This is a genomic window from Hymenobacter monticola (assembly GCF_022811645.1).
GTDB classification, from domain to species: Bacteria; Bacteroidota; Bacteroidia; order Cytophagales; family Hymenobacteraceae; genus Hymenobacter; species Hymenobacter monticola.
The window spans coordinates 4,796,393-4,809,679 of record NZ_CP094534.1 but is presented as its reverse complement, the minus strand read 5'-3'; the positions used below and the strand labels follow the sequence as shown (position 1 = coordinate 4,809,679).

Genomic DNA, 13,287 nt, shown 5'->3' with positions numbered 1-13,287 from the left:
TTACTTGGTTGCTTGCGCCACTTCGTACACGTAAATGCGCCAGTAGGCACTGGGGTTGCTGAAATCGGCCACCGGGCGCAGGCCGCTCCGGGCGGGATTTGCCAGCCGGGCGGCGCTGAGAATAAACCGGCCGCCCAGTCGCCGGAAGGCTGCTGCGTCGAGGGCCCAATCCTGCACGGTGCGGACGGGCACGGCCGGCACCAGAAAGTCGCGGCCCAGCTCGTGCGAAAAGAAAAAGCAGCGGTTGCCCCAAGCATCGAAGTAGTTGCGCAGGGCCGCGTCTTTGGCCAGCTCATTGGCGATGAGCGGCCGGAACCGGTGCTTGTAGGCGAGCGGGTAGTTGTTCTGGTTACTGTCGAGGGTGTAGAAGTCGTTGAGCTGGGCCACAGCGGGTGCAAAGCCCAGGCAGCCCACCCGGTAGCCGCTGGGCGGCAGGCCCGTGCGTTGGGCGAGGTATTGTTTAATGTTGTCAAACAGTGGCTTAGCTACGTACTGCGCGTAGTTGGGCTGGCCTTTTTTTGGATGCCCGGCCAGCTCGCGCAGGTTGCTGGTCCATTCCGTGTTCATTAGCAGGCCGATGAGCAGCTGCAAACCCACCAGTCCGACCGCTGCCCCGCGCCGGCCGGCTGGCAGCAAGCGCAAGCTCAGCGCCAACACGCCGAAGCAGGCCAGCGGCAGCAAAAAGCCCAGCCGTGTGAGGTTGAAGGCATGCAGCAAGGGCAGCTGATGCTGCACCAGCGCCACGCCCTGCAGCACAAAGCCGCAGAACACGCTCACACCCAAAATGCCCAGCAGCCACGGTGCCAGCTTGCGCGCCGCCACTCGCCAGCCGCCTGGCGCCCCGGCCAGGGCGGCCAGCACTGCCAAGCCTACGGCGCCCCGAAAAAATTGGCTCGAATGGTACTGACCCAGCACCAGGAAGTTAAGCGTCTGCCGCAAGCCGGCACCCATCCCAAGTTGCACTTGCTGCAGCAAGTCGTGCTCGGTGCGGTGCGACACGAACTGCTGCGCCACCAGCAGCGAATTAAAGAGCGGCCACTCCACCACCACGTACATGGTCATCAGTAGGCCCGTGGCCAGCGCCACGCGCGCAGCTGACGCCCGTCGCCCCTGCCAGAAGTCATAGAGCACCAGCCCGCCCAGCGCCGCCCCGATGAATGGTCCTACGAACACGAAAAACGTCCATACTGGAAACGCCGCCACCAGCAGCCAGTCCCAGCCGCGCGCGCGGCCTTCGCGCAGGCGCAGCACCGCCAGCAGCAGGGCCGGCTGGCCCAGCACCGTAAGCCCGTAAATGGAGTAGATGGGCAGCGTGGCCCAGGCCAACGCCAGTCCCGCCGCCAGCCCACGCTGCCTCGGCTCGGGCAGCCAGCGCGCCCGCAGCAGGGCCCTCATGCCCAGCAGCCCCAGCAGCCGCACCAGCGCCTGGTTCACGAGGTATGCGGCCCAAGGTGGCAACAGGCCAAACAGCCACACCGTGGGGTTCAGACCCGAGCGCAGGGCATTGCGCGGCAGCCCGTTCATGATGCTGTGAATGACCGTCGTGGGCCGGTAATCGAACACGGCGTGAAATTTATTCAGCAGGTAGGGGCTGCCAATTTCGGTGTCGAGGTTGTCGTGAATAATGAGGTAGCTGTGGCTGCCCAGCAGCAGGAACGGCAGCAGAAACAGCGCCAGGCCCACCAGCGCCAGGGGCAGCGGCCGGAGCAAAGGGCTCCCGCTTGTTATGGCGTTTCGTTCCATTTAGCGGGCGGCAATTTCGGACAGCCGGCCCGCCAGCGCGCGGCGCGAGTAGCGGTTGTGGCTCACGGCGGGCAAATCCAGGTTGGGGCTGCGGCGCCACTGGGCTACCAAGGCTTCCAGCGTGCTCAGCATCAGGGTCGAGTTGCTGTAGGGCAGGGCTTGGCCCGCCTCGCACTCCTGCAATAGGTTGTCGGCGTCGGAGCCGGCCGGGCCCACGCAGAGGATGGGCTTGTTGGCCGCCAGGTACTCGAAAATCTTGCCCGGCAGAATGCCGAAGTTGCGCGGCACGTCGGGTATGGCCATCAGCAGCACCGAAGAATGCAGCAGGTATTCTACCGATTCGTCGTGCGGCACGAAGGGAATAAACTCCGTGGCTGGCAGCAACCCGGCCCGCTCAATCTGCCCGCGCAGTTGGGCCGACACTTGCCCCACGAAGCGTAGCCGCAACGGCACATCGGGGTGCTTCTTGGCGCAAGCGGCTATAGCCTCCAGCAGGCATTCGATGTGGTATAGCTCGGTAATGGTGCCGGTGTGCGTGATACGCAGGCAGTCCGTCGGTGGCTGCGAGGGCTGCCGGAAGTCGGTTTCGTCGTAGCCGTTGGGCAGCACCTGAAACTTGGTGGATGGCAGCGCCGGCAGCTTGGCCGAAAACAGCCGCTTGGTTTCGGGCGAGGTCACCAGCACGGTATCGGCCTGCGTCAGCACCTGCCGCTCGTAGCGGGCATCAAGCCAGGCAGCTAGCGGCGTGTGGTGCAGTTCTTTGTAATAGTAAATATCCGTCCAGGGGTCACGCATATCGGCCAGCCAGCGCAGGCCGTGACGCTTCTTCAATTCCAAGCCGATGAGTTGCGTGGAGTGCGGCGGCGACGACGTGAGCACGGCGTCGAACTGCTCGCCGGCGGCCAATAGCTTTTCGACGGCGGCCAGGGCGTGGCGGTTCCAGCCCCGGCGCGGGTCCGGAATGAACAGGTTGCCGCGCACAAAGCGCAGGGCCTTTTGCATGGCGCCCGGCTTGCCCTCGTTGGCGAAGCCGCCGTAGGGAACGGCGCGGCCGGTCAGCTTCTTATAGCTCTCAAACGGCTCGGTGGTGCGGGTGCGGATGACGCGCACACCCGGCGGCACCTCGGCCAGCAAGCTTTCGTCGCGCACCGGGTAGGTGGCCTGGGCCGGGTCCACGGTTATCACGGTGGGCTCGACGCCGAAATGCCCCAGGTGCTTCACAAATTTCAGGCAACGCTGCACGCCAGCCCCGCCCGAAGGCGGCCAATAGTAGGTGATGACGAGCAGGCGCAGCGGACGAGTGGCGGACACGGAACAGCAGGGGAGGGCAGGCGGGGCGCGAAGGTACGTGCTTTGCCGGTTTTCGGCCTTTTGTGGTTACTTTTGGGGTTCAATAACTGCCTGATTTTGCGCGGCTCTTCGTCGGCGGTCAGTGCGTCAGTTTCTCCCGCTCAACTCAGCGTTTCATGTTCGATAATCTTTCCAATAAGCTCGACCGGGCCATCAAAACCCTGAAAGGTCAGGGCAGCATCTCGGAAATCAACGTGGCGGCCACCATCAAGGAAATCCGCCGCGCCCTGGTCGATGCCGACGTTAACTACAAGGTTGCCAAAGAAGTAACCGACAAAATCAAGGATGCCGCCATGGGCCGCGACGTGCTCACGGCCGTGTCGCCGGGCCAGCTCATGGTCAAAATCGTCTACGATGAGCTCACCGAGCTCATGGGCGGCGAGAAGAAGGACATCGTCATCAAGGGCGAACCGGCCGTGATTCTGCTCTCGGGCCTGCAGGGCTCGGGCAAAACCACGTTTGCGGGCAAGCTGGCCAGCCACATCAAGAAATCGGGCCGCAACACCCTGCTCGTGGCCTGCGACGTGTACCGCCCCGCCGCTATCGACCAGCTGAAGGTGCTCGGCGAGCAAATCGGCGTGGAAGTGTACGCCGAAGTCGAGAACAAGAACCCCGTTGAGATTTCGCGCAACGCCATCGACTACGCCAAGAAAAACGGCAAGAAGGTGGTCATCATCGACACCGCCGGCCGCCTGGCCGTGGATGAGCAGATGATGCGCGAGATTGAGCAGGTGAAGTCGGCCATCAACCCCAGCGAAACGCTGTTCGTGGTGGACTCGATGACCGGCCAGGACGCCGTGAACACCGCTAAAACCTTCAACGACCGCCTGAATTTCGACGGTGTGGTGCTCACCAAGCTCGACGGCGACTCGCGCGGCGGTGCGGCCCTCTCCATCCGCGCGGTGGTCGAGAAGCCTATCAAGTTCATCTCGACGGGCGAGAAAATGGACGCGCTCGACCTGTTCTACCCCGACCGAATGGCCCAGCGCATCTTGGGCATGGGCGACGTGATTTCGCTGGTAGAGCGCGCGCAGCAGCAGTTCGACGAGGACGAAGCCAAGCGCATCGAGAAGAAAATCCGCAAGAACCAGTTCGACTTCAACGACTTCCTCGGCCAGCTCGAGCAAATCAAGAAGATGGGCAACATCAAGGACTTGATGGGCATGATTCCGGGCATGAGCAAGGCCATGAAGGATGTGGAAATCGACGACGACGCCTTCAAGCCCGTCGAGGCCATCATCCGCAGCATGACCAAGCAAGAGCGCGCCAACCCCGACCTGCTGAATGCCTCGCGCAAGCGCCGCCTGGCCAAAGGCTCGGGCACGGAGCTGCAGCAGGTGAACGACCTGATGAAGCAGTTCGACCAGATGCGCCAGATGATGCGCAAAATGAACAAGCTTAGCCAAACCAAAGGCGGCCTCGCCCAGATGCAGAAGATGATGGGCGGCATGCGCGGCGGTGGCGGCGGCATGATGGGCCGCTAAGGCTTCTCCTGGTTTCGTTTTTCAAGCCTCACCAAAAAGCCCCGACACACGTCGGGGCTTTTTGGTGAGGCTTGCTTTTCTGGGTTGGGTTTTTGTAAGGATGGCTAGGATAAACTCCACAATACAAAATAGTTGAGAGAAATTTCCACTTCGCTGGAATCTTTTGGTGCAATTGTTGTTAGCCTCATCGTGAAAGAATAGTTTTTTAAGGTGTTTTGGTATGGAAAGGGACGGCGCTCTGCGTCGTCCTTTTTTTATTCGCCAAAACTGCCTGTAAGGCAACGTGGTTGAAGGCGTCTACGGAGGCAAGGCCAGCCGGCGGCCCGGCGTACCTTGCGCCGCATTCCCGACCCTCCCGCTGTGTATGAAACAACTCGTTGAAAAGCACCCGCTGGCCATTCGCTGGTTTCACTGGGTCAATTTTCCCGTCCTCAGCCTCATGATTTGGAGCGGGCTGTGGATATACTGGGCCAACGACGTGTACCGCCTCGGTTGGGGCAAAACCACGCTGCTCAAGTTCTTCCCGCAGTCGTTTTACGAGGCGTTCAACATTCCCTTTCAGCTCGCCAAAGGCATGAGCTGGCACTTTGTGCTGATGTGGGTGTTTTCCCTGAATGGCCTGCTCTACGTGCTCTACACCATTTTCTCGGGCGAGTGGCGCTATTTGGTGCCCACCCGGCATTCATTTAGAGAGGCCGTGCTGGTAACTCTTCATGATTTGGGCCTCTACAAGAAGCCGCTGCCGGTGCGCAAGTTCAACGGCGCCCAGCAGATAGCCTACACCAGCGTGATTCTGATGGGCGTGGGCTCGGTGCTCAGCGGGCTGGCCATCTATAAGCCGGTGCAGTTTGCCTGGCTCACGCAGTTGCTGGGCGGCTACGAGTTTGCGCGCATCATTCACTTTGCGCTCACCATTGGCTATGTGCTGTTTTTCATCGTGCACATTGCCCAGGTGGTGCGCGCCGGCTGGAATAATTTCCGGGCCATGGTGGCCGGCTTTGAGATAGTGGAAGTAGCACCCGCTACGCGCGAAATCAAGGCTGGCCCCACTTCAGGCCCGGCCGCGGATGCTTCCCTTTCGCAAACCAAGTAGCCTGCTTCTGAAATGACGGACCAAACTTCCGATACTACCCCCAACCAGCCGCCCCTCCGCCCCGAAGCCGAGGTGCTGGCCGAAGCCCGTCGCCGCTCGCGCCGCTCGTTTATCGGCCTGGGCCTGGCTGGGCTGGCGGGCCTGGGCGGCTGGAAATGGCTCATTTCGCAGCCTGAAGACGAGGGCATCCCGCGCCCGCTGCGCAAGGTGCTGGACGCCAACGGCCGCCTCAGCCACGCCTATTACAAGGAAACGCGGCTGGCGCCGGAGTTTGCCCGCAGCCGCGCCCGCCGGCCCCGCGTCAATGGCCGCTACGGGCTCAAAAGTGAGCTGGACCCCGAAACCTGGCGCATGCAGGTGCAAGCCTATGGCACCGACAAAACCCAGGAGTTTACGCTGGCCGACGTGCAGGCCTTGCCTAAAATCGAGATGGTGACCGAACTAAAGTGCATCGAGGGCTGGAGCGTAGTGGTGCACTGGGCCGGTGCCCGCTTCTCCGATTTTCTGGCCAAATACCCCCTGGCCACCCGCAGCGGCCGCCCCGTCGACCCGCGCAACCCACCGGCTGACCTGGCGCCCTACGCCGGCATCGTCACGCCCGACGGGAAATACTACGTGGGCCTCGACATGGACACCGTGCTGCACCCGCAAACGCTGCTGTGCTACGAAATGAACGGCAAGCCCCTCACGCCCGAGCACGGCGCCCCCCTTCGCCTCGTCACCCCGCTCAAGTACGGCATCAAGCACCTCAAGCGCATCGGCACCATCGCCTTCGCCGACACCCGGCCAAAAGACCTATGGGCCGAAATGGGCTACGACTGGGACTCGGGGCATTAGGTGAAACGGTGAGATAGTGAAATGGTGAGTTTGATGTTCAAATTGCGCAGACCGCGCTGCCAGAACACCAAACTCACCATTTCACTACCTCACCGTTTCACCTAATGGATGACCCGCAACTCGTACCGTTCAGGCGCGCCATTAAGGGCCGGCACGTGCCACGCGCCCACGCGGCTAGGGCCGTAGCCAAGGTTCACTTTAAGCCATTCGTCGCGGGTGGGCAGCATGCCGATGATTTCCTGCTCCAAGCGAGCCAAGTCGGCTTGCAGACCGGGCACATCCTGGGGGCTTTCGCCGTTTTCGTGCGCCACTTTTGCGCGGTTCAGCGCTTTTTCGGCTTCCAGGTAAGCGTCAACTTTTTCTTCTAGGGGTTTGAGGGCGGGGTCCAGGTAATCGAGGTTGGAGGCCATGAGTGGGGTAAGCTAAGCGAATGGTGTTTCAGCAAAACGGGCCGGTGAGTAAAAAGATGCAGCCCGGTTGCGGGCTGCTCAAGCGGTGGCAGCATTTGGGGTGCTGGGCGGGCGGTTGCGCTGGCACTTCTCGCCGCAATATTTCACCTCGTCCCAGTTGGCGCGCCATTTTTTGCGATATTCAAATGGCCGGCCGCAGGTAACGCAGATTTTGGTGGGCAACTGGCCTTTACGAAGTTTGGCGGGAAGCATTGGGAGTGCAGGTGAAGCGAGATAACAGGCAAACGGCCGCCACCCCCGCGAAGTTTTAGGTACTTTTCGCCCTCAAAGCCGTAGGTAGCACCGGCGCCGGTTTCGGCGTTGTGGCCAGTACGCGGCCTATTTTCTTATGACCACCACTTCCGCTCCCGACATCTTGGGCCAGGCCCTGCTCGACTACCACCACGGCAAGGCCAAGGCCGCCGCCGTTACCGTGCACTGCAGTGCGGCCGACGACGAGCCGCTGCCCGCCGCCTATTTCTTCCGCACCGTGCTGCAAATGCCCGAGCTGGAGCGTCAGGCCCTCGACGAGAGCCGCGGCCGCGTGCTCGACCTCGGCGCGGGCGCCGGCTGCCACAGCCTGGAACTACAGAGCCGGGGCTTCGACTACGTGAAAGCGGTGGACGTATCGGCCGGCGCGGTGCAGGTGATGACCGAGCGCGGCGTGCGCAACGTGGCCCGCCACGACTTGTTTGCTCCTAAGCCCGCCACCGAATTGCCCTACGATACCATTCTGCTGCTCATGAACGGCCTCGGCCTGACCGGTACGCTCGAAGGCCTCGACAAATTCCTGGCTCACGCCCGCACGCTGCTGGCGCCCGGCGGCCAGATTCTGGCCACGTCCTCCGACGTGCGCTACCTCTACGAGGACGAAGACGGCGCTTTGCTCATCAACCTCAACGGCCCCTACTACGGCGAGGTAGAATATACGCTCAGCTACAAAGGCCAAACCGGCGAGCCCTTCCCCTGGCTGTTTGTAGACGCAGCCCTGCTCAACGACGCTGCCGAAGCTGCTGGCTACGCCGCCGATTTTATTGGCGAAGACGACAACGAGCAATACCTGGTGCGACTGACGCCCTTGAACCAGTAGAGAATAACCTGCCGATTGTGTCCCGACTATGTTCGGCATAACCGTCTGCTTCTAACTTAATTTCTCATCCTCAAAAATGACCAACGCTATTACCTACCGCACGCGCTGGGCCGACATGGACCCCAATGGCCACATGCGCCACTCCGCCTACGCCGATTTTGCCGCTGACCAGCGCGTGGTACTACTGGCCCAGTGGGGCTTCGATGTGAAACGCTTCGCTGAGCTGCGCCTCGGCCCCATCCTGTTTCGGGAAGAAACCAAATACCTGAAAGAGGTAAACATCGGCGAAGAAATCCGCGTGGACGGACACCTGGCCGCCGCCAGTGAAGACGGCTCGCGCTGGACCATCGTGCATACCATTTTCAAAGCCGATGGCCGCGTGGCCGCCACCGTCACCGTCGACGGCGCCTGGCTCGACCTCGACCGCCGCAAACTCACCGTGCCGCCCACGGAGCTAGCCGAAGCCTTCAAATCAATGCCGGTATACGAAACCCCGGTCAAGTAGCGCCGCATGGCACGAGTACCCCGAAGCTCCTGCTTCGGCCCACCTGGAACAACTGATATCCTACCGGGCCGAAGCAGGAGCCTCGGGGTACTTGGGCTTTAGGCCTCAACCGCATTCCGAACCACAGCGCCCGGTCGGAGCGTCTTCGTGATGCGGTTCATCTGCTGCTGGTGGTGTAGCAGGTGGTCGAGCAAAAATTCCATCACCTGATAGATGGTGATGCGACCCGAGCGGGGGTGCGGGAAAATGGCCCGGTTCAGCTGCCGGCCCGGAAACTCGTTGAGCAGGCGCTCCAGTTGGCGGCGGGTGGTTTCCCAGTTCTGGCGCAGTTCGGGGAGGCTAGGCAGGTTGCCGGCATTGGTGAGGGTGGCCACGCCGCGCGGGGCCTTGTACTTGAAGCCGGGCAGCCGCAGCAACAGCCGCACCACGCGGGCCCGCAGCCGCGTCAGCATGCCCACTTTGGGCAACATTTCTTCGGCGTGCATCTTTTTCTGAATGTACTGCACAATGTTGCCCTCAATAAACAGCAGGTGATGCACCACTTGGTTGGCCGACCAACTGCCCGGTGCCGGCGCCTTGCTGCTGTCCGGCCCCAGCGCTTCAGCCGAGGCCAGCAGGCGTTCGGTGGCGCGTTCCAGCTGTTCAAGCTTGAGGTGCAGGCGGTGGTTCATGGCGGTGGGAATTGGGATTGGTGGGAGTGCGGAAAAGTACGGGAAGTTTCCGGCTGGGTAGCGGCATTGCCCCGTTAAACTCAACAATTTTATGGCGAGCTGCCGCCCCGGTTATTTATTGTCGGGTAAAGAAAAAGCCCCGCTGGCGGTACCAGCGGGGCTTTTAATCTAAAACTGAGCCAGAAATTACGCCTTGGCGTAAGTCACTTCCTTCACGGCTTTCACCACGCGGGCCACGTTGGGCAGCGAGGCTTCGATGAGCGTGGGCGCGTAGGGCAGGGGCACGTCGGCGCAGGTGATGCGGATAACGGGCGCGTCGAGGAAATCGAAGGCGCGGCGCTGCACGATGTAGCTCAGCTCGCTCGAGATGCTGGCCAGCGGCCAGGCTTCCTCAATTACCACCATGCGGTTGGTTTTCTTCACCGAGGCGATGAGCGTGTCGTAGTCAATCGGGCGCACCGAGCGCAAGTCGATTACTTCGGCTTCGATGCCTTCCTTGGCCAGCTCGTCGGCGGCGGTGTAGGCAATCTTCATCATTTTGCCGAAGCTCACCAGCGTCACGTGTTTGCCCTGGCGCACCACGTTGGCTTTGCCGATTTCGAGCAGGTACTCTTCCTCGGGCACTTCGCCCTTGTCGCCGTACATCAGCTCCGACTCCATGAAAATAACCGGGTCGGGGTCGCGAATGGCCGATTTCAGCAGGCCCTTGGCGTCGTAGGGGTTCGAGGGAACCACCACTTTCAGGCCGGGCGTGTTGGCGTACCAATTCTCGAAGTTCTGCGAGTGCTGGCTGCTGAGCATGCCGGCGTTGCCCGTCGGGCCGCGGAATACGATGGGGCAGGAGTACTGACCGCCCGACATTGAATACAGCTTGGCAGCCGAGTTAATCACCTGGTCAATAGCTACCAGCGAGAAGTTAAAGGTCATGAATTCGATGACCGGAATCAGGCCGTTGGCAGCGGCGCCCACGCCGATGCCGGCAAAACCCAGCTCAGCAATCGGGGTGTCAATCACGCGCTCGGGGCCGAACTCGTCGAGCATCCCTTGGCTCACTTTGTAGGCACCGTTGTACTGGGCCACTTCTTCGCCCATGAGGAACACCCGCGGGTCGCGGCGCATTTCCTCGGACAGGGCCTCGCGCAAGGCCTCACGAAATTGAATTTGACGCATGGTTTTCTTTAGGGTAAAGCCGGTTTTCAGCCGTTCGGCAAAGCTACGACAGGCGGCGGCGGTGGGCAAATAATAGGGTAAGAGGGTGCGGGGGTAGGAGGGTATGAGTTTTTCAATCAGCGAATAACTCATGCCCTCCTACCCCTGCACCCTCTTACCCTATTTTAACGCCTCCCGAAACACCTTGCCCTGCGCGTAGTCCTGAAACTCCAGGTCTTCCACGGCGCGCTGGGCGTAGCTGCGGTCGAGGGCGATGGCTTGCTTGAGTAGCTGGCCCATCTCGGCCTCGTTTTTCTGGCGGGCGGCTACCACGGCCATGCCGTAGACGGGCGCGGCGGCCGTGGGGCGCAGGGCCTGGGCGAGGCGGTACTGCTCCAGGGCCAGGTCGTAGCCCTCGCGGCCCACCAGAATCAGGCCCTTGTTGAGGGCGTTCTGGTAGGAGGGGCCGGCGTATTGCAGGTTGCGCAGGGCCTCATCGGGCTGGCCTACTTCGATTTCCAGTGCGGCGCGGTCGGAGAAAATTTTGCGCAGCAGCGGGCGCGGGCCGCCCAGCTTGATGGCGTAGTCGTAATTCTGCAGGGCTTCGAGGCGGTCGCCGGCGCGGTGGTAGGCGGTGGCGGCGTGGTAAAAGAACTCAGCCGTGGGGTTGCGGTGGGCGGCCAGCGTGAAATTCACAGCGGCGCGGTGATAATAGGCCTTCTGGGTTTTGGCGGTAGGCTCTTTTTCCCCGCGCTGCAGCAGCACTACGCCCAGGTTGTGGAAAGCTTCCCAGCTGTTGGGATTGTTGGCGGCGGCCACTTCGTAGATGCGCTGCTTCTCGGCCAGCAGCGGCGTGAGCGTGGCCGAATAGCGCAGCTCCTCGGGCGTGAGGGCGTCGGCTTCTACCTGCTTTTCCACGATTTTTTTCGAGAGCAGATATACCTCCGAGTCGTAGCGCTTGGGAGCGGTGTAGGTCACGGCCACGGTGCCGAAGCGCAGCACGGGGTAGATGTAGTCTTCGATGTAATCGAAATAGGAGAGCTTGTGCAGGGCCTTTTCCTTTTGCTCGAAGGTGCCGCGCGTGTCGTTGATGATGGACACCACGGAGTCAATCTGGTCGGGCTTGAGGGCGGAGGACGTGACTTTGCTCAGGAAGGTATCCCACTTGCGCACGTAGGCCAGCGTGTCGTAACGAATGTTCTCGTTTTTATTGAGATACGAGAAGGTTTTCACCCGCTGCTTGTAGTAGTAGAGCAGCATGCGCACGCGCTTGCTGGCCAGGGCGCGGTTGTGGGCGTCTGTCGAGTCGGGCGAGTGGCCCGCGATGATGAGCACCTGCCTGGTGTGCTGGTTGGCGTCGATGAGGTCTTCCAAGGCCTGCACGTTGGTGCCCAGGTAGCCACGGATAAACCACTTATCCTCATCGAAATAAAAAGGCAGCACGCGGGTGCCGCTCATGGTGTTGTTGGCATGCTCGGACAGCAGCGTCAGCACAGTGTCTTCGCGCGTCACGAGGCGGGCCGGGTCGGCAATGCCGCGGGCTACCAGCACGTCGGCGGTGGCGCGCAGCACTTTGCCGTTCTTTTTCAGCTCGCGCACTTGGCCGTGGGCCAGCAACTCGCCGGGGTTGCGGCCGGGCGTGTTGGGAATGCTGAATTTTTGAGTGGCGACGAGCAGGCCCTTGTGCTCGTCGTCGTACACATAATTGCCCGACGTGAAGGTGAGGCGGCCCAGCGTGTCTTCGCGCAGGCCGTGCTCGTAGCGGTAGCGCAGCAGCAGCTCGTAAGCGACACCCTTGTGCAGGTGGCTGGCTGGCACGCGGGCCGTTACCTCAAACGGCACGGCCTCGCCCGAGGCCAGCAAGGGGGCGGGGCGAGCCGCCACGGTGCGCCCGGCTTCGGCCTGTTTCAGCACCCGCGGTAGGGCACAGGCCGAGAGTAACAAAGTGGCTGCCAGCAACCCGTGGGCCACCGGCCGCAAAAAATAACTCATCAAAATATGCAACAACGGAAAACGAAAGCTAGCCCTTTCAACGTAAAAGGCGTCCAATTAGTCGGGCCCGGGCCGGCGAAATTACGTGGCCGGGCTTGCCCTCGGTTGCCCAAAGCCTTATCTTAGCCCAGACAATCTGTATTTTGTTAGCCGCTACCGCCCATGAAACGCTTCACCGACTACCTCGAAACGCAGTCTTTTGGTTTGTGCTCGGCCCTGGCCCAAAAGTGGGGGTTCAGCACGCGCAGCGTGCGGCTCTCGTTTGTGTACGCGTCGTTTTTCACGTTTGGCTCGCCCATCGTGCTCTACTTTGCCGGAGCGTTCTGGATGAACGTGCGCCGGGCCATGCGCCAGCAGCGCAGCACCGTGTGGGATTTGTAAAGACGCAAAGCTTCGGCTTGCTTTAAAGTTGTTTCATAGAAAAGGGAGCCCCAACGGGGTTCCCTTTCTTGTTGATACCTATGTAGGACTTGTTGGCATTTATTCCTCCTTTTTATCCGATTCCGATTTATCTGAATCCGACTTTTCAGGCTCCGTAGCTTCGGCGGGAATCCGGCCGCCGTCCTCGCGGCGCTCCTTTTGCAGCTTGGCTTCTTTGCGGCGGCGGCTTTTGTCGTTCTCGGGTTTTTTCTTCTTGACCTTTTTCTTGTCGCGGTGCTTGACGTGCTTGTTCGAGTGCTCTGCCTTTTTGGTGCGAGAGCGGTTGGCGTGGCCCAGGCGATGAAACATCTGCGCGTTCGCGGGGGCTGGCGAAGTCAGGACTAGCAGCAAGCTGGCCAATAGCAAAAGCAGCGATTTTTTCATCGCGAAGCAGGAAATAAAGTTGGTTTGGCAGCAAGGTAAGGCCAGAACGTGTACCCCGAAGCTCCGCTTTGGCCCGTATTGAAATTGTTCAAAGAACCGAAGCGGAGCTTCGGGGTACAC

Annotated in this window: 14 protein-coding genes; 6 read left to right on the top strand and 8 right to left on the bottom strand. The window is 61.2% G+C overall.

The window, feature by feature from the left end; genetic code table 11:
* The gene (locus MTP16_RS20130; protein WP_243513147.1) at positions 1-1,743 is read right to left on the bottom strand and encodes a DUF6044 family protein; all 1,743 of its coding nucleotides are present in this window, start codon (positions 1,741-1,743) and stop codon (positions 1-3) included.
* Positions 1,744-3,054, bottom strand: a complete 1,311-nt coding sequence (locus tag MTP16_RS20125) for a glycosyltransferase family 4 protein (protein WP_243513146.1) — start codon at positions 3,052-3,054, stop codon at positions 1,744-1,746.
* A 155-nt stretch (positions 3,055-3,209) separates the two neighbouring features.
* Between MTP16_RS20125 and ffh the strand changes: the two genes are divergently transcribed.
* The 3 genes from ffh to MTP16_RS20110 all read left to right on the top strand — a co-directional run bounded on the left by ffh (position 3,210) and on the right by MTP16_RS20110 (position 6,507).
* A complete protein-coding gene (gene ffh / locus MTP16_RS20120) occupies positions 3,210-4,577 on the top strand; it encodes a signal recognition particle protein (RefSeq protein WP_243513145.1) in 1,368 nt (455 codons plus the stop codon).
* Between the two features lie 364 nt (positions 4,578-4,941).
* On the top strand, positions 4,942-5,670 hold the full coding sequence (locus tag MTP16_RS20115) for a cytochrome b/b6 domain-containing protein (RefSeq protein WP_243513144.1): 729 nt from the start codon (positions 4,942-4,944) through the stop codon (positions 5,668-5,670).
* 12 nt (positions 5,671-5,682) lie between these two features.
* A complete protein-coding gene (locus MTP16_RS20110) occupies positions 5,683-6,507 on the top strand; it encodes a molybdopterin-dependent oxidoreductase (protein WP_243513143.1) in 825 nt (274 codons plus the stop codon).
* A gap of 101 nt (positions 6,508-6,608) precedes the next feature.
* Here MTP16_RS20110 and MTP16_RS20105 read toward each other — a convergent pair whose 3' ends face one another.
* Both MTP16_RS20105 and MTP16_RS20100 read right to left on the bottom strand, forming a co-directional pair.
* Positions 6,609-6,917, bottom strand: a complete 309-nt coding sequence (locus MTP16_RS20105) for a hypothetical protein (protein ID WP_243513142.1) — start codon at positions 6,915-6,917, stop codon at positions 6,609-6,611.
* A gap of 78 nt (positions 6,918-6,995) precedes the next feature.
* The gene (locus MTP16_RS20100; protein WP_243513141.1) at positions 6,996-7,169 is read right to left on the bottom strand and encodes a DUF2256 domain-containing protein; all 174 of its coding nucleotides are present in this window, start codon (positions 7,167-7,169) and stop codon (positions 6,996-6,998) included.
* Between the two features lie 136 nt (positions 7,170-7,305).
* Between MTP16_RS20100 and MTP16_RS20095 the strand changes: the two genes are divergently transcribed.
* Together MTP16_RS20095 and MTP16_RS20090 are read left to right on the top strand one after the other, a co-directional pair.
* Positions 7,306-8,046 carry a class I SAM-dependent methyltransferase gene (locus MTP16_RS20095; protein ID WP_243513139.1) on the top strand — a complete coding sequence of 247 codons (741 nt, stop codon included), beginning with the start codon at positions 7,306-7,308 and terminating at the stop codon, positions 8,044-8,046.
* A gap of 76 nt (positions 8,047-8,122) precedes the next feature.
* Positions 8,123-8,551, top strand: a complete 429-nt coding sequence (locus MTP16_RS20090) for an acyl-CoA thioesterase (RefSeq protein ID WP_243513138.1) — start codon at positions 8,123-8,125, stop codon at positions 8,549-8,551.
* A gap of 98 nt (positions 8,552-8,649) precedes the next feature.
* Here the strand turns inward: MTP16_RS20090 and MTP16_RS20085 are convergent, their stop codons facing one another.
* The 3 genes from MTP16_RS20085 to MTP16_RS20075 form a co-directional block, all read right to left on the bottom strand.
* Positions 8,650-9,222 carry a DinB family protein gene (locus tag MTP16_RS20085; protein WP_243513137.1) on the bottom strand — a complete coding sequence of 191 codons (573 nt, stop codon included), beginning with the start codon at positions 9,220-9,222 and terminating at the stop codon, positions 8,650-8,652.
* A gap of 186 nt (positions 9,223-9,408) precedes the next feature.
* Positions 9,409-10,524 (bottom strand): pyruvate dehydrogenase complex E1 component subunit beta, encoded by a 1,116-nt coding sequence (locus MTP16_RS20080; RefSeq protein ID WP_262922646.1) that lies wholly within the window; start codon positions 10,522-10,524, stop codon positions 9,409-9,411.
* 27 nt (positions 10,525-10,551) lie between these two features.
* The gene (locus MTP16_RS20075) at positions 10,552-12,363 is read right to left on the bottom strand and encodes a tetratricopeptide repeat protein (protein ID WP_243513135.1); all 1,812 of its coding nucleotides are present in this window, start codon (positions 12,361-12,363) and stop codon (positions 10,552-10,554) included.
* A 162-nt stretch (positions 12,364-12,525) separates the two neighbouring features.
* On the opposite strand from MTP16_RS20075, the gene MTP16_RS20070 reads away from it, so the two are divergent.
* Positions 12,526-12,744, top strand: coding sequence for a PspC domain-containing protein (locus MTP16_RS20070; RefSeq protein ID WP_046242767.1), 219 nt, complete (start codon positions 12,526-12,528; stop codon positions 12,742-12,744).
* 99 nt (positions 12,745-12,843) lie between these two features.
* Here MTP16_RS20070 and MTP16_RS20065 read toward each other — a convergent pair whose 3' ends face one another.
* Positions 12,844-13,287, bottom strand: a complete 444-nt coding sequence (locus MTP16_RS20065; protein WP_243513134.1) for a hypothetical protein — start codon at positions 13,285-13,287, stop codon at positions 12,844-12,846.